Here is a 14807-nt window from a genome sequence, read left to right as displayed (position 1 = left end):
CGGTCCGGGAGCGGGGCGTGCAGCTGGTGGCGGCGGTGGTGCCCGAGGCGGGCGCCGCCACCCAGCCCTACTGGGAGCTGGACTGGTGCCGCCCCACGGCCCTGCTGCTGGGCAATGAAGGGGCGGGGCTGGCGCCGGAGCTGGCCCGGCTGGCCGACCGGCGGGTGACGATCCCCCACAGCCCGGCGGTGGAGTCGCTGAATGTGGCGGCCGCGGCCGCCCTGCTGCTGCTGGAGCGCCCCCGCCAGGCCCACGGCCGGCCCGGGGCCTGACAGGGGAGAATGCCGCTACCCATGCAGCCCCGTCCGGTGACCGCAGCACCCGCCTCCCCTCCCTCCGGGTTCGATTTCGACGTGATCGTGATCGGTGCCGGGTATGGCGGTTTCGATGCGGCCAAGCACGGCGCCGACCATGGCCTGAAGGTGGCGATCGTCGAATCCCGCGACATGGGAGGCACCTGCGTCAACCGGGGCTGCGTGCCCTCCAAGGCCCTGCTGGCGGCCAGCGGCCGGGTGCGGGAGCTGGCTGACGCCGAGCACCTCAAGGGTTTCGGCATCCATGCAGCGCCGGTGCGCTTCGAGCGCCAGAAGATCGCCGACCATGCCGCCCAGCTGGTGGCCACGATCCGCACCAATCTCACCAAGACGCTGGAGCGGGCCGGCACCACGATCCTGCGGGGCAAGGGACGCCTCGACGGCCCCCAGCGGGTGGCGGTGCGCGAGGCCAGCGGCGTGGAGCGGGTCTATGCGGCCCGCGAGGTGATCATCGCCACCGGCTCCGATCCCTTTGTGCCCCCCGGCATCGAGACCGACGGCCGCACCGTGTTCACCAGCGACGAGGCCATCAACCTGGAGTGGCTGCCCCGCTGGATCACGATCATCGGCAGCGGCTACATCGGCCTGGAGTTCGCCGACGTCTACACGGCCCTGGGCTGTGAGGTGACGATGATCGAGGCGCTCGACCGGGTGATGCCCACCTTCGATCCGGACATCGCCAAGATCGCTGCCCGCCACCTGATCGATGGCCGTGACATCGACGCCCGCTCCGGTGTGCTGGCCAGCAGGATCACCCCCGGCTGCCCGGTGAAGATCGAACTGGTGGACATGGCCAGCCGCGAGCCGGTGGAGACCCTGGAGGTGGACGCGGTGCTGGTGGCCACCGGCCGGGTGCCCGTGAGCAAGGACCTCAACCTGGCCAGCGTGGGGGTGGAGACCAACCGGGGCTACATCCCCGTCGACGATGGCCTGCGGGTGCTGGCGAACGGGGCACCGGTGCCCCACCTGTGGGCCGTCGGTGACGTGACCGGAAAAATGATGCTGGCCCACACCGCCGCCGCCCAGGGCACGGTGGCGATCGAGAACATCCTTGGCCACGCCCGCCGCATCGATTACCGCTCGATCCCCGCCGCCACCTTCACCCACCCGGAGATCAGCTCGGTGGGGCTGTCGGAAGCGGATGCCAAGGAGCTGGCCGCCGCCGAGGGCTTCGAGCTGGGAGCTGTGCGCAGCTACTTCAAGGCCAACTCCAAGGCCCTGGCCGAACTGGAGAGCGACGGCCTGCTCAAGCTGCTGTTCCGCAAGGACACCGGCGAAGTGCTGGGGGCCCACATCTACGGCCTCCATGCCGCCGACCTGATCCAGGAGATCGCCAATGCGGTGGCCCGGCGCCAGGGGGTGCGGCAGCTGGCCAGCGAGGTGCACACCCACCCCACCCTGAGCGAGGTGGTGGAAGTGGCCTACAAGCAGGCGGCCGCCAGCCTGGCCACGGCGGTGGGCGCCTGAGATGGAGATCCGTCGCCGGCCCCCCAACCCCTCGGTGCGGGTGGCCCACCTGGAATTCGGCACGCCCCACCCCGAGGAGAGCCCCCGCCACATCCTCGAGGAGATCGTCTGGGAGAAGGACCGGGAAGTGACCGCCGCCCGGGAGCGGGTGAGCCTGGAGTCCCTCAAACAGCAGGTGGCCGAGCTGCCACCCACCCGGGACTTCGCCGCGGCCCTGCGGGCCAGCTGCCGCAAACCTGCGGTGATCGCCGAGATCAAGAAGGCCAGCCCCAGCAAGGGGGTGATCCGGGAGGACTTCGACCCCGTCGCCATCGCCCGGGGCTACCGGGACGGCGGCGCCAGTTGCCTGTCGGTGCTCACCGACAAGCGCTTCTTCCAGGGGGGCTTCGAGGTGCTGGTGGCGGTGCGGGAGGCGGTGGAGCTGCCCCTGCTCTGCAAGGACTTCATCCTCACCCCCTACCAGCTGTTTCAGGCCCGGGCCGCCGGGGCCGACGCGGCCCTGCTGATCGCGGCGATCCTCACCGACCAGGATCTGGCCTATCTGCTCAAGGTGGCCAGGGGCCTGGGGCTGGCGGTGCTGGTGGAGGTGCACGACGGGGCCGAGATGGAGCGGGTGCTGCAGCTGGAGGGTGTCAACCTGATCGGCATCAACAACCGCGATCTGGCCAGCTTCACGGTGGATCTGGCCACCACCGAACAACTGATGGACCGCTTCGGCGAGCAGGTGCGTGCCCGCGGCGCCCTGCTGGTGAGCGAATCGGGCCTGTTCAGCCGCCAGGATCTTGATCGGGCCGTCGGAGCCGGCGCCGACGCGGTGCTGGTGGGGGAGGCGCTGATGCGCCAGGACGACGTCACGGCGGCCCTGGAGACCCTGATCGGCGGCTGACGCCGCCCCCCGTGGGCGCGGGGCTCAGTCTTTCTCCAGCACGGCCCGGGCCGCCTCCAGCTGGGCCCGGCCTTCCGGGCTCAGCTCGGGAACATGCAGGTGCAGGGAATCCAGGGTTTCGATGATGGCGGCCGCCACGGCGATGCGGGTGAACCACTTGTTGTCGGCGGGCACGACATACCAGGGGGCGTGGCGGCTGGCGGTGTGGCGGATGGTTTCGTTGTAAGCGTCCATGTAGTCATCCCAGAACGCCCGTTCCTTGATGTCGTTGGCGGAGAACTTCCAGTTCTTCTCGGGGCGGTCGAGGCGCTCGAGGAAGCGCTTGCGCTGCTCCTTCCTGGAGACGTTCAGAAAGAACTTCCGGACAATGATGCCGTTGTTATTGAGGTAGGTTTCGTAGTTCCTGATGTCCTGGAATCGCTCCTCCCAGATGTGCTTGGTGACGCGATCGGCCGGAAGCGTCTGCCGGGCCAGCATCTCCGGATGCACCCGAACCACCAGCGTTTCTTCATAGTAGCTGCGGTTGAAGATGCCGATCCGGCCCCTTTCCGGCAGGGCATTGTTCGATCGCCACAGGAAATCATGGTCCAGATCCACCGAGGAGGGTGCCTTGAACGAAGTCACCTGACATCCCTGGGGATTGACCCCACTCATCACATGCTTGATGGTGCCGTCCTTGCCCGCCGCATCCATCGCCTGAAAGATCAACAGCAGGGCGTAGCGATCCTGCGCGTAGAGCAGATCCTGGAAGTGCGCCAGCATCTGCACCCCCATGGTGAGCGCCTCCTGGGCCCGGGGTTTGTCTTCCTGATCCAGGTGCAATGTATCGGCAGGATCAAAGTCTTTCAGATGGAAACCCTTTCCATCCTCGATCCGGAAGGGCCTGGCGAAGGTTCTGGCGCGTTCAAGGAAGTCCTGCTTCTCCATTCCCTTCTCTCCTGGCCTCGTTTCCAGTGTTAGGTCGCCTGACTGCGGCCCAGGATCCGGTCGCCATCATTCGTAAACCACGCGTTGGGCCTCTTCTTCATGCCCACTCGTCAGGCATGGGTCACGACTCGCCGCCAGTCAAGGCTTCGAGGAGACTGCCGCAACCCTTCACCCTAGCCACGTCATCTGGTTAAGGCAGCCATGAAAAACAAACCTTATCCCGATGGTTTTTCGGCGTTGCTGATTACACTGACGGCAGAGAACAGACCAGCGTTCAGACGGCCCTGCCCCAGCCCCTCCGGTCGCCCTCCCCATGCCCGCCTCCCTGGTCAGTTATTCGAAGATCCTGGAAATCGTCGGTGATATTCTCCGGGTCGAGGTGCCGGCCGACGCCACCCAGACGGATGGGGCGCCCCGGTTCAACGATCTGGCCGTGGTCCAGAACCACGATGGGACCTCCTCCCTGGCGCAGGTGATCGCCCTGAAGCAGGACTCCGTGTCACTGCAGGTGTTTCGCGGCACCAAGGGGGTGGCCACCGACTCGGCGGTGCATTTTCTGGGCCATCCGATGGAGGCCACCTACTCCAGCAACATCCTCGGGCGGGTGTTTCGGGGCACCGGTGAACCGATCGATGGCGGCCCCGGGCTTGCGGAGGATCCCAAGGTGCCCATCGGCGGACCTTCGGTCAATCCGATGTGCCGGGTTCTGGCCTCCAGGATGATCCGCACGAATGTGCCGATGATCGATGTCTTCAACTGTCTGGTGGAGAGTCAGAAGATTCCGATCTTTTCTGTCTCCGGGGAGCCCTTCAACGCCTTCCTCGCCCGGATCGGCATCCAGGCCGATGCCGATGTGGTGGTGTTCGGGGGCCTGGGGCTGATCTTCGATGACTATTACGCCTTTCGCCAGACCTTCGAGGACGCCGGCGTCTTCGCCCGCACGGTCATGTTCGTCAACCTGGCCTCCGATCCGATCGTTGAGCGCCTGCTGATTCCGGACATGGCCCTGGCGGTGGCCGAGCGGTTCGCCGTCCAGGAGGGCAAGCGGGTGCTGGTGCTGCTCACCGACATGACCTCCTTCGCCGATGCCCTCAAGGAGATCAGCATCGCCATGGACCAGGTCCCGGCCAATCGGGGCTATCCGGGTGATCTCTATTCCCAGCTGGCCCGCCGCTACGAGAAGGCGGCCGACTACGCCAAGGGCGGCTCGGTGACGCTGCTCACGGTCACCACCATGCCCGGCGACGACATCACCCACCCCGTGCCCGACAACACGGGCTACATCACGGAAGGCCAGTTCTATCTGCACGATGGGGTTCTCGACCCCTTCGGCTCCCTCTCCCGCCTCAAGCAGAACGTGATCGGCAAGGTCACCCGCGAGGACCACAACCAGATCATGAACACGTGCATCCGGCTGTACTCCGGAGCGCGGGATGCGGAACAGAAGCAGGCGATGGCGTTCGAGCTCTCCGATCTCGACCAGCGGCTGATCAAGTTCGGCGGCCTGTTCAAGACCAGGTTCATGGACATCAACGTCGACATCTCCCTCGAGGATGCGCTCGACCTGGCCTGGACGACGCTGGCCGAATGCTTTCAGCCCAGTGAGCTGCTGATGAAGCAGGACCTGATCGACAAGTACTTCCCTGGGGCGACGCCGCCCCCGCCACCCTCCCCGTAGCTTCGATGGCCAGGCTCTCGCTCACCAAGGCTTCCCTGTCGAAGGAGAAGTCCCTGCTGCGGACCTTTGTGGATGTCCTGCCGTCGCTGGACATGAAGCGTCGCCAGATCGGGGCGGAGCGGGAGAAGGCCCGGCGTCAGCTGGCCGAGGCCCTCGACAGGGCGGCGGCGATCGAGCCGGATGTGGCCGCCAGGCTGCCGATGGTCGCCAATCCGTCGATCGATCTGACGGATCTGGTGACGATCGCGACGCTGGAGATCGGCGAGGAGAATCTGATGGGCACCCGGCTGCCGGTTCTCCAGAGCCTCACGTTCCGGGTCAGCCCCTATGGCGTCCTCACCAAGCCGTTCTGGGTGGACGCCCTGGTGGTTGTGCTCCAGCAGGCCATGGAGCAGACCGTTCGCATCCAGGTGGCCCGACGCCGCGTGGAACGGCTCGAACAGGCGGAACGGATCGTCACCCAACGCTACAACTTGTTCGACAAAGTGCTGATTCCGCGGGCACGGCAGAACATTCGCAGGATCGCCATTGTTCTGGCCGATGCCGAACGGGCGGCTGTGGTCAATTCCAAGATTGCCAAGCGCAAGAAGGAGCACCAGACGCCATGACGATCGTCGCCCTGGCCAAGGTGTCGATCTTCGCCCTGGCGGCGGAGAAGCAGGCCGTCCTGGAGGGTCTGCAATCCCTTGGCTGCCTGCATCTGATGGCCCTGGGTGCTGCGGAGGGGCCTGCTGATTTCACGGCCTCTCAGCCGGATGTGGAAGCCCGCGAGGCGCTGCGCTATCTGATGGACGTGCGCCAGCGCCGCTATCCGCTGAAGGTCGATCCCACCTTCCAGCTCGATGCCGTGGTGGCGAAGGCCCTGGCGAACCGGGCGCGCAAGCGCGTCGCCGAGGACAGGATTCTGGCGCTGCGCCACCATCTCGCCGAACTGGCGCCCTGGGGGAACTTCCGGTTGCCCGAGCGGCAGGAGCTCGCTGGCCTGCGCCTGTGGTTCTATCGGGTGCCCCATTCCCGGCTGGCGGCCTTCCAGCAGGCCCTCGATGGGCTGGCGCTGCCATGGCAGCGGATCCACGCCAGCCCCAGGCACGCCTACGTGGTGCTGATCGCCGAACAGGAACCCGATCAGACCCTCCTGCCGGTCCAGCGGTCCCACGTCGGGTCCGAGTCCCCGGAGGATCTGAGGGCCGAGCTCGACCGGGCCCATGTTGAGCTGGATGACATCGAGGCCGAGCATGTCGCCCTCAGCCGCTGGATCTTTCTGCTCTCCAAGCACCTCATCCGTGCCGATGAGCAGGTGGCCCTCCGACAGGCCGGTGAGAAGACCGCCGACCTCGGTCCCGTCATCCAGGTGCAGGGCTGGATGCCGCGTCATGACCTGCCCCGACTCACCGCCTTTGCCGAGCGGATGGGTCTGGCCTGCTGGGCCGAAAGTCCGGCGGCGGAGGATTCACCTCCCACCTTGATGACGAACCCGGATCTGCTGGCGGGCGGGGAAGATCTCGTCACCTTCTATGAGACGCCGGGCTATCGCGACTGGGATCCCTCGGTCGTCGTCTTTTTCTCCTTCGCCATTTTCTTCGCCATGATCCTGGCGGATGCGGGCTATGCCCTGGTGCTGGGTGTGCTGCTCGCCACGTTCTGGAGGGGCATGGGAACCCGGCCGTCCTCGCGGCGGTTCCGCGTCCTGGCGGCGGTCGGTCTGCTGTTCTCGCTGCTCTACGGGATGCTGGCCGGAAGTTACTTCGGGGCTCCTCCCCCGGCCGGATCCTTCCTGGCCCATCTTCGGGTGCTGAATCTCGATGATTTCAACGCGATGATGAAGGTGTCGCTGGTGGTGGGCGGCCTGCATCTGATCCTGGCCAATGGGATCGTGGCGGTGCGCGGGGTTTCGATCGCCGAGCGCGCCAAGCCCATCGGCTGGATCGCGATCATCCTGGCGGGCCTCACGCTCTACCTTGGCGGGGCCGCGCCGGCAGCCCGGGATCTGGCCCTGGGCCTCGGCAGTGGCGGGCTGCTCACCATCCTGCTGCTGAGCAGCGAGCGACCGATCAACGGTCCGGGGGCCCTGCTGTTGCGTCTCTTGGACGGGCTGTCCTCACTGGCGGAACTCTCCAAACTTTTTGGCGACGTGATGAGTTACCTGCGGCTGTTTGCCCTAGGCTTGGCCAGTGCCTCTCTGGCCCTGACGTTCAATCAACTGGCGGCCGAGGTCTACCGCTCCGATGTGCCTCTTGGGGTGCTGATTGCGCTGCTGATCCTGGTCCTGGGTCATGGCATCAATCTGTTGCTGGCCATCATCAGCGGCTTTGTCCACGGCCTGCGGCTCAACTTCATCGAATTCTTCAACTGGAGCCTTGACGAGGAAGGCTATCCCTTCGCACCCTTCAGCAAAAAGGAGACGGCCTCATGAACAACGACACCACCATTCTGGTCCTGGGCTGGATCGGCATCTACGCGCCGGTGGCCCTGGCGGCGATCGGTGCCTCCATCGGTTGCACGACGGCGGGCCAGGCGGCGATCGGCGCCATGATGGAGGTCAGCAGCGGCTACGGACGATTCGTCGGCCTCTCCGCCCTGCCGTCGTCGATGTCGATCTACGGCATCGTCGTGATGTTCATCCTCAACCGGCCGGTGACACCGGCGAATTCCGGCGGACTCTTCGGCATCGGCCTGCTGTCGGGGCTGGCCTTCCTGATGGCGGCGATCTACCAGGGGCTGTGCTGCGCCTCCGCCATTTCCGGCTCCAAGGCCAAGCCGGAGATCTTCGGCCTGTCCCTGGCCCCGGCGGCGATCGTCGAGGGGTTCGCCGTCTTTGCCTTTGTCTTCGCCCTGGTGGCGGCCGGGGGCATCCCCAAGTAGGGCTGTCCGAGCGCCGGCCGCGCTCCGGCATCTCCGTTCTCCCATCCTTTCCGACGTTTCTCCCCAGCCGGGCAGTTCCCATGGCCAACCCGAAGAAGCTCCGGCACGACACTCCCCTGGCGGTGGCCTCGGGTGTGGAGGAGTTGATTGGACGCCTGCGGGATCAGGGTGTGGAGAAGGGACGGGCCGAGGCGGATGCGCTCCTGCAGGAGGCCCGGGCCAAGGCCGCGGCCCTGGTGGCACAGGCCGAGGAGCAGGCCCGACAGATCGTCGATCGGGCCCGCAAGGAGGCTGAATCGCTGCAGACGTCGGGTCAGCAGGCCCTGGAGCTGGCCTTCCGCGACGCCAACCTGGCGCTCAAGGCCCAGCTCAGCGACCGCTTCACCGGTGAGGTGCGCCAGCTCGTCGGTGAGGAGCAGGAGAAGCAGGAGATCCTGGAGCGGATGATCCTGGAGATCGTCGGCACGCTCCGCCCGGAGGCCGACCAGTCCCAGCAGGTGGAGGTGCTGCTGCCGCGTCGGATCGCCGGTCTGGCCGAACTCAGCCAGCATCCGGAGGAGCTGGAGCAGGGCATCCTCAGCCGCTTCGTGCGTCTCACCGCCCGGGGGCTGCTGCGGGAGGGGGTCGGCTTCGGGGTGGCGAAGGGATCCCAGGCCGGGCTGAAGCTGCGACTGGTGGACCGTGATGTGGTTCTCGATCTCACCGATGCGGCGATCGCCCAGACCCTGCTGGCCCACCTGCAGCCCCGGTTCCGTGCCCTGCTGGAGGGGGTGGTGAAGTGAGGGCCCGATGAAGTACGTCGTGCTGATGGCCAGCCTGCCGCCGCTCGGGTCGTTGTTCGAAGCGACGGCACCGCCGATTTCCAGACTCAAGCTGGAAAGTCGCCTGGGCCTGCTGGAGGCGGCGGATCTTCAGACCCTCGAGCAGATCGCCAATCTGATCGCCTGGCCGTCCCAGCCGCTGGAGCGCACCGACCCGGCGTTCATCGCGGAGGCCCATCGCTTCCTGGCGGCCAACCGCAACCCCACCCTGCGGCGCCTGGTGACCCAGCGCCTGGAGATGCGCACGATCGTGGCGGCCTTTCGCCGCCGCCGGCGCGGCGAAGCCCAGCCGCCCATCGGGGAGGTCTGGGGATTCGGAGAATGGGTCGGCTTGATCGAGCGCAACTGGGGCGCACCCACCTTCCAACTGGAGGTGATCTTTCCCTGGGTCAGGCAGGCGCATGACCTGCTGGAGAAGGACGATCTGATCGGCTTCGAGAAGTTGCAGTTCTCCGTCGTCTGGGCCATGCTTGATCGCCTTGGAGCTGGCCATACGTTCGACTTCGAAGCGCTGATCATCTATCTCGCGCGCTGGAGTCTGGTCAGTCGTTGGTCATGCTACAACGGAGATGTTGCCGTTGATCGGTTTCGGAAGCTCGTTGATGCGGGCCTCGGCAGCCACAGAGAAATTGTTTCGGGTGTATCTCAATGAACAGCAGCATGGAGCCCTTTGTTGAATACCATCCCGCCAGCGTGGTTGCCGTGCAGGATGATCTGGTCACGATTCAGATGGCGGAGACACAGCCACGGCCCCTGCTCAAGAATGAGGTGATCTATATCTGTCTGCAGCGTCGCGGGGATGCACGCCAGGAGAAGCTGAAAGCCGAGATTCTGCGGGTGCGGGGCCGGCTGGCCGATGCCCAGGTGTTTGAAAGCACCAAGGGCGTCGGCATCGGTGATCCGGTGGAGCAGACCGGTGAGCAGCTCTCCGTGACGCTCGGCCCCGGCCTGCTGGGACTGGTCTACGACGGCCTGCAGAATCCCCTGGCCCAGATCGCCGCCGGCTACGGAACGTTTCTGCCCCGTGGTGCCGATGTGTCGCCCCTGGATCGGGAGAAGATGTGGTCGTTTCAGCCCAGGGCCAAGATCGGTGACACCCTCCATGCCGGAGACGTGATCGGCACCGTCCAGGAGGGCCGCTTCAGCCACAAGATCATGGTTCCCTTCGATCAGCAGGGGCCGGTCACCCTGGACTGGATTCAACAGGGGAGTTTCACGATCGATACGGCGGTGGCCCGGATCCGTGAGGGCAGCGGCACCCCACGGCCACTCACCCTCACCCAGCAGTGGCCGGTGCGGCGCGCCCTGCCCCAGGCGCTGCTGGAGACGAACCGCTGCGAGCGGCTCTACCCCCAGGAGCCGATGATCACCACCCAGCGGATCATCGACACCTTTCTGCCCATCGCCCGCGGCGGCACCGGCTGCATCCCGGGCCCCTTCGGCGCCGGCAAGACCGTGCTCCAGAACCTGATCTCGCGCCATTCCGATGTGGACATCGTGCTGGTGGTGGCCTGCGGGGAACGGGCCGGGGAGGTGGTGGAAACGATCACCGAATTCCCCAAACTGTCCGACCCCAAGACCGGCGGTTCGCTGATGGATCGCACCATCATCATCTGCAACACCTCCTCGATGCCGGTGGCGGCCAGGGAGGCCTCCATCTACACCGGGCTCACCTTGGGGGAGTACTACCGCCAGATGGGCTACAACGTGCTGTTGATCGCCGATTCCACCTCCCGCTGGGCCCAGGCGATGCGCGAAACCTCCGGTCGGCTGGAGGAGATTCCCGGCGAAGAGGCCTTCCCCGCCTATCTCGATTCCTCGATCAAGAGCGTCTACGAGCGGGCCGGCATCATCCGCACCTCTGATGGCTCCGTCGGCAGCCTCACCATGATCGGCACGGTGTCGCCGGCGGGGGGGAATTTCGAGGAGCCGGTCACCCAATGCACCCTCGGCACCGTCAAGGCCTTCCTGGGGCTGAGTGCGGAGCGGGCCTACAAGCGCTTCTACCCCGCCGTCGACATCCTGCTGTCCTGGTCACGCTATTTCCAGCAGCTGGAAGGCTGGTTCTCCCAGCATCTTTCGCCGGACTGGGTGGGCAACGTCGCCGAGATGAACGGGTTGCTCAAGGAGGGCGACCGGGTCAGCCAGATGATCCAGGTGACGGGGGAGGAGGGGGTGAGCCTGGAGGATTTCGTCGTCTTCCAGAAGGCCCTGTTCCTGGACATGGTCTATCTGCAGCAGGATGCCTTTGATGCGGTGGATTCCACCACGCCCCTGGAACGCCAGAAGACCTCCTTTGATCTGGTCTTCGATCTGCTCCACCATGACCCCACGTTCACCGACAAGAAGGCCGCCCGGGACTATTACACCCAGCTCACGGGTCTCTACCGGAACCTGAATTACGCCGCCACCGGTTCGCCCACCTACCGGAGCTACCTGCAGCAGATTCAGGCGCTCTCCGCAACCCCTACTCCCAGCCCAGTCGCGACGCCTTGATCGTCAGCGGCCAATGCAGGCGCCGTGGTGTCTCCGCCGCCCCCCAGGCGGCCGCCAGGGGCGGACGCAGCCGTTCGATGGGGTCGTGGCCCAGGGCGGCCCGGTAGCGGGCGCTGGCCGACCAGCTGGAGCCGTAGCCGAGCAGCTGCTCCAGGGTCCAGGTGGCTTCCATGGCGAAGGGCGGGGCCTCCAGGCATTCGAAGGGCAGGACGAGGTCGCGGTAGCCGTTCTCCACCTGCGCCTTCTCAGGGGGCCAGTAGGGGCCGACGATGTCGGCGTAGAAGTGCTGCAGGAGCGCATCGGTCCCCTCCCCCTCCAGCTCGGGGATGCCGTAGCTCCAGACGGCCAGCACCCCGCCGGGGCGCAGCACCCGCTCCACCTCCCGGAAGAACCGGGGCTGGTCAAACCAGTGCAGCGCCTGGGCCACCGTGACCAGATCGACGCTGTCCGCCTCCAGGCCGGAGCCCTCCGCCGCCGCCAGTCGGTAGTGCACACCGGGAGCGGGACGGGCAGCGGCCAGCTGGGAGGCGCTGGCGTCGGTGGCCACCACCTCGGCGAAATGGGCGGCCAGGCCGATGGCGGCCTGGCCCGTGCCGGTGGCGCAGTCCCAGGCCCGCTGGCGGGCGGGGACCACCGCCGCCAGCCAGTCGAACAGGGCCGCCGGATAGGTTGGCCGGTAATGGGCGTACGCCCCTGAGACGGATCCGAAGTGGTCGGTGAAGCTGGCGCCCATCGCTTCGGGTCCGCAGAACGAGGCCGTCTGCGCCCATACCTAGCCGCGGCGGATGTCGCCGGCCGCGGGCATCAACGCGTGGCTTAGGAGAGTCCCTGCTTGAGGCGACGGGCGGCGGCCTTCAGGTCCTGCATCAGGCAGGAGAGTCTCGTCCTTGCCGTCATGGCGATGGGGTCGCCATAGCCCAGGGCCTCGCGCAATCGGTGCAGCGACCGTGCGTGCATGGCTTCGCGGAAGACTGCGGTGGTGAAGGGGTGGCGCCTCATGAGCCGTGGGCGCTCGGCTCGGCGGCCACTGGCCCCGGAGCCCATCTCGGCGCGAGAAATCTGGATCGGTTGTTCCGCCGCTTGCAGACGGGATGCGGCGGCTTCGCCAAGAACTGCTGAACGGATCCGGTTCCTTTCCCGCTGCTCATGCCGGGCCAGGGTCTCGATGTGCAGGTTGATGAGGGGATGGCTGTGGTTGCTCCAGGCCAGCCAGCTATGAAAGTAAAAGTCTGCGTAGTCATCGATGCGCTTAAACGCGTTCGCCATCGAGGAGAAGGAGCGACCCATGGCGAGCCAGGTGTCGAACGGGTCGCGATGGGTGTAGATGCAGGTATGGGGAATCTGGCGGTCGCCAAGCATCTCCACCAGGCTTGGTGCGGCGGAACCATCTGGGAAATGGCGGAATCTCCAGCCTTCGCCGAAGCTGTGGTCGCGGATCATCAGCACGGAAGCATCGGGATTGGCGATGAATCTGTCGACGAGCAGATCAAGTCGTCGTTGGTACTCCTGAAGGGCTTCGGCTCTGGTGAACAGCTCCAGGGCGCGAACCCGATGCAAGGGATCTTCCGGGAAATACGTTGTTGGCGGATTGTAGGAGTAGGGGTTGGTCTCGCCGGTGAGCCAGGCGTTCCCATCCAGCGCTTTGGCGATGTAGTGAAAGAGGTAGGTGCCTGCGGAACAGGGAAGATTGGCGACCAGGACAATTTGTTTGTCCATGCTCTCTTTCTGATGGCTTGTGATCATAGGCCGCAAAAAGCCCCCGCTGGTGAGCGGGGGCTGGGAAGGGTTCGGATGGGGAAGGGGCTCAGACCTTGCGGCTGTAGAACTCCACCACCAGCAGTTCGTTGATCTCGAGGGCGACCCATTCCCGCTCGATGCGGCCGCCCACCTTGGCGGTCATCTTGGCCTTGTCGAACTCCAGGTGGGGCGGGATGTTCGCCAGGCCGGGGAAGGCCAGGTTGGCTTCGGCCAGGGCCTTGCTGCACTTGCGCTCGCGGATGGCGACCACGTCGCCGGCCCTGCACTGATAGCTGGGGATGTCCACCACCCGGCCGTTCACGGTGACGTGGCCGTGGTTCACCAGCTGGCGGGCACCGGGAACGGTGGGACCGAGGCCAAGGCGGAAACAGATGTTGTCGAGACGGTTCTCGAGCAGCTTGAGCAGGTTGGTTCCGGTGGAACCCTCCTGGGCACGGGCTTTCTTCACGTAGCGCACCAGCTGACGTTCGGAAATGCCGTAGTTGAAACGCAGTTTCTGCTTTTCTTCGAGACGGATCGCGTATTCGGAGCGCTTGCGACGGGCTTGGCCGTGCTGACCGGGGGGATAAGACCGTTTGGCGGCCTTACGGGTGAGACCGGGAAGGTCCCCCAAGCGCCGCGTGATCCTCAGGCGAGGGCCGCGGTAGCGAGACATAAGGGAAGGGATCGGAGGTGGGGACGGCGAGGGTCACGGCTGCGGCATGCTGGGTTTACCCGGATGCCTGCGCGTGCTGCGCCAACCACCCACCCTAGGCGGCGACGGTCCCGGCCTCCTCCAGGGCGCCCTGCCGGCCGCTCCGGCCTCCCCCCTCTCGGCCGCCGTGGCTGCCCTGCTGCTGGCCCTGATCGGCGCCTACCGCCGCTGGATCTCCCCCCTGCTCGGCCCCCGCTGCCGCTTCATCCCCAGCTGCAGCGCCTACGGGCTTGAGGCGATCAGCCGCCACGGACCCTGGCGCGGCGGCTGGCTGACCGTGAAGCGCGTCTGCCGCTGCCATCCCTTCACCCCCTGCGGCTGCGACCCGGTTCCGGACTGATGCAGGAGCTGCTGCTGTTCACGCGCCAGGGCTGCTGCCTCTGCGAGGGCCTCGAGGAGAAACTGCAGGCGCTGGATCCCCCCCAGCCCCTGCAGCTGATCGACGTGGACACCGATCCGGCCCTGCAGGGGCGCTATGGGCTGGCCGTGCCCGTGCTGGCGGTGGCGGCCGGAGCCGACGGCCCCTTGCGGGAGCTTCCCCGGGTATCCCCCCGACTGGCGGGAGCCCAGCTGCAGGCCTGGCTGATCAAGCAGGGCGTGCGCTGAGGGTCACGCTAGGACAGGCGCCAGCTTCGTCCCGCCGGACGCCGCCGGCGCCGCCATGTCACCGCTGCTTCAGCCGCTCCTGCACCAGGTGGGCCTGCCGCCGCTGCCCGACCCCACCGGCGCCCTGACCCAGGCGGTGGTCAGCGGAGTCAGCTGCGATTCCCGCCGCGTCGGCCCCGGCACCCTGTTCGTGGGCCTGCCCGGCACGGCGGTGGATGGCGGCAGCTTCTGGCCGGAGGTGCTGGCCGCCGGTGCGGTGGCGGCGGTGATCGGACCGGCGGCGGCCGCTGTCCAGCCC

At 66.5% G+C, this 14807-nt stretch carries 17 protein-coding genes; 13 read left to right on the top strand and 4 right to left on the bottom strand.

Annotation, left to right across the window (positions count from 1 at the left end):
• The 3 genes from VB737_RS10725 to trpC all read left to right on the top strand — a co-directional run.
• Nucleotides 1-272 (top strand): TrmH family RNA methyltransferase (locus VB737_RS10725; protein ID WP_500312856.1); only part of this gene is annotated, 272 nt, incomplete at its 5' end.
• A gap of 21 nt (nucleotides 273-293) precedes the next feature.
• Entirely contained in the window at nucleotides 294-1781 is a 1488-nt protein-coding gene (locus tag VB737_RS10720; protein ID WP_323243518.1) for a dihydrolipoyl dehydrogenase, read from the top strand.
• A 1-nt stretch (nucleotide 1782) separates the two neighbouring features.
• On the top strand, nucleotides 1783-2667 hold the full coding sequence (gene trpC / locus VB737_RS10715) for an indole-3-glycerol phosphate synthase TrpC (RefSeq protein WP_500312854.1): 885 nt from the start codon (nucleotides 1783-1785) through the stop codon (nucleotides 2665-2667).
• A gap of 24 nt (nucleotides 2668-2691) precedes the next feature.
• Here trpC and VB737_RS10710 read toward each other — a convergent pair whose 3' ends face one another.
• Nucleotides 2692-3594, bottom strand: a complete 903-nt coding sequence (locus VB737_RS10710) for a polyphosphate kinase 2 family protein (RefSeq protein ID WP_323243516.1) — start codon at nucleotides 3592-3594, stop codon at nucleotides 2692-2694.
• A gap of 313 nt (nucleotides 3595-3907) precedes the next feature.
• Here VB737_RS10710 and VB737_RS10705 point away from each other — a divergent pair, with 313 nt between their 5' ends.
• From VB737_RS10705 to VB737_RS10675, 7 genes are all read left to right on the top strand, one after another.
• On the top strand, nucleotides 3908-5272 hold the full coding sequence (locus tag VB737_RS10705) for a V-type ATP synthase subunit B (RefSeq protein ID WP_323243515.1): 1365 nt from the start codon (nucleotides 3908-3910) through the stop codon (nucleotides 5270-5272).
• A 5-nt stretch (nucleotides 5273-5277) separates the two neighbouring features.
• Nucleotides 5278-5880 carry a V-type ATP synthase subunit D gene (locus tag VB737_RS10700; protein WP_500312852.1) on the top strand — a complete coding sequence of 201 codons (603 nt, stop codon included), beginning with the start codon at nucleotides 5278-5280 and terminating at the stop codon, nucleotides 5878-5880.
• Nucleotides 5877-7685, top strand: coding sequence for a V-type ATP synthase subunit I (locus tag VB737_RS10695; protein ID WP_323243513.1), 1809 nt, complete (start codon nucleotides 5877-5879; stop codon nucleotides 7683-7685). The genes VB737_RS10700 and VB737_RS10695 overlap by 4 nt, the downstream gene beginning before the upstream one ends.
• Nucleotides 7682-8134 carry an ATP synthase subunit C gene (locus VB737_RS10690; protein ID WP_323243512.1) on the top strand — a complete coding sequence of 151 codons (453 nt, stop codon included), beginning with the start codon at nucleotides 7682-7684 and terminating at the stop codon, nucleotides 8132-8134. The genes VB737_RS10695 and VB737_RS10690 overlap by 4 nt, the downstream gene beginning before the upstream one ends.
• Nucleotides 8135-8214: 80 nt before the next feature.
• The gene (locus VB737_RS10685) at nucleotides 8215-8916 is read left to right on the top strand and encodes a hypothetical protein (protein WP_323243511.1); all 702 of its coding nucleotides are present in this window, start codon (nucleotides 8215-8217) and stop codon (nucleotides 8914-8916) included.
• A 7-nt stretch (nucleotides 8917-8923) separates the two neighbouring features.
• Nucleotides 8924-9607 carry a hypothetical protein gene (locus tag VB737_RS10680; protein ID WP_500312851.1) on the top strand — a complete coding sequence of 228 codons (684 nt, stop codon included), beginning with the start codon at nucleotides 8924-8926 and terminating at the stop codon, nucleotides 9605-9607.
• Nucleotides 9604-11451: a V-type ATP synthase subunit A gene (locus VB737_RS10675; RefSeq protein WP_500312850.1), complete on the top strand. Its 1848-nt coding sequence runs from the start codon at nucleotides 9604-9606 to the stop codon at nucleotides 11449-11451. The genes VB737_RS10680 and VB737_RS10675 overlap by 4 nt, the downstream gene beginning before the upstream one ends.
• On the opposite strand, the gene VB737_RS10670 is transcribed toward VB737_RS10675, so the two are convergent.
• The 3 genes from VB737_RS10670 to rpsD all read right to left on the bottom strand — a co-directional run bounded on the left by VB737_RS10670 (nucleotide 11423) and on the right by rpsD (nucleotide 13864).
• Nucleotides 11423-12184 carry a class I SAM-dependent methyltransferase gene (locus tag VB737_RS10670; RefSeq protein WP_500312848.1) on the bottom strand — a complete coding sequence of 254 codons (762 nt, stop codon included), beginning with the start codon at nucleotides 12182-12184 and terminating at the stop codon, nucleotides 11423-11425. The genes VB737_RS10675 and VB737_RS10670 overlap by 29 nt on opposite strands.
• A gap of 83 nt (nucleotides 12185-12267) precedes the next feature.
• Complete coding sequence (locus VB737_RS10665) at nucleotides 12268-13167, bottom strand: hypothetical protein (protein ID WP_500312846.1); 900 nt, start codon at nucleotides 13165-13167, stop codon at nucleotides 12268-12270.
• A gap of 88 nt (nucleotides 13168-13255) precedes the next feature.
• Nucleotides 13256-13864 carry a 30S ribosomal protein S4 gene (gene rpsD / locus VB737_RS10660; protein WP_094585400.1) on the bottom strand — a complete coding sequence of 203 codons (609 nt, stop codon included), beginning with the start codon at nucleotides 13862-13864 and terminating at the stop codon, nucleotides 13256-13258.
• Nucleotides 13865-13910: 46 nt separating this feature from the next.
• Here rpsD and yidD point away from each other — a divergent pair, with 46 nt between their 5' ends.
• The 3 genes from yidD to VB737_RS10645 all read left to right on the top strand — a co-directional run.
• Nucleotides 13911-14243: a membrane protein insertion efficiency factor YidD gene (yidD, locus tag VB737_RS10655; RefSeq protein ID WP_500312844.1), complete on the top strand. Its 333-nt coding sequence runs from the start codon at nucleotides 13911-13913 to the stop codon at nucleotides 14241-14243.
• Nucleotides 14243-14509, top strand: coding sequence for a glutaredoxin family protein (locus tag VB737_RS10650; protein ID WP_323243505.1), 267 nt, complete (start codon nucleotides 14243-14245; stop codon nucleotides 14507-14509). The genes yidD and VB737_RS10650 overlap by 1 nt, the downstream gene beginning before the upstream one ends.
• A gap of 55 nt (nucleotides 14510-14564) precedes the next feature.
• Nucleotides 14565-14807, top strand: a 243-nt coding sequence (locus VB737_RS10645) for a Mur ligase domain-containing protein (RefSeq protein WP_500312842.1), incomplete at its 3' end; no start/stop codon positions are given.

Origin of the sequence: Synechococcus sp. BA-120 BA3 (assembly GCF_034931285.1) — a bacterium.
Taxonomy (GTDB): domain Bacteria; phylum Cyanobacteriota; class Cyanobacteriia; order PCC-6307; family Cyanobiaceae; genus Cyanobium.
The sequence above is the reverse complement of the archived record's forward strand: the minus strand, read 5'-3'. Positions and strand labels throughout refer to the sequence as shown.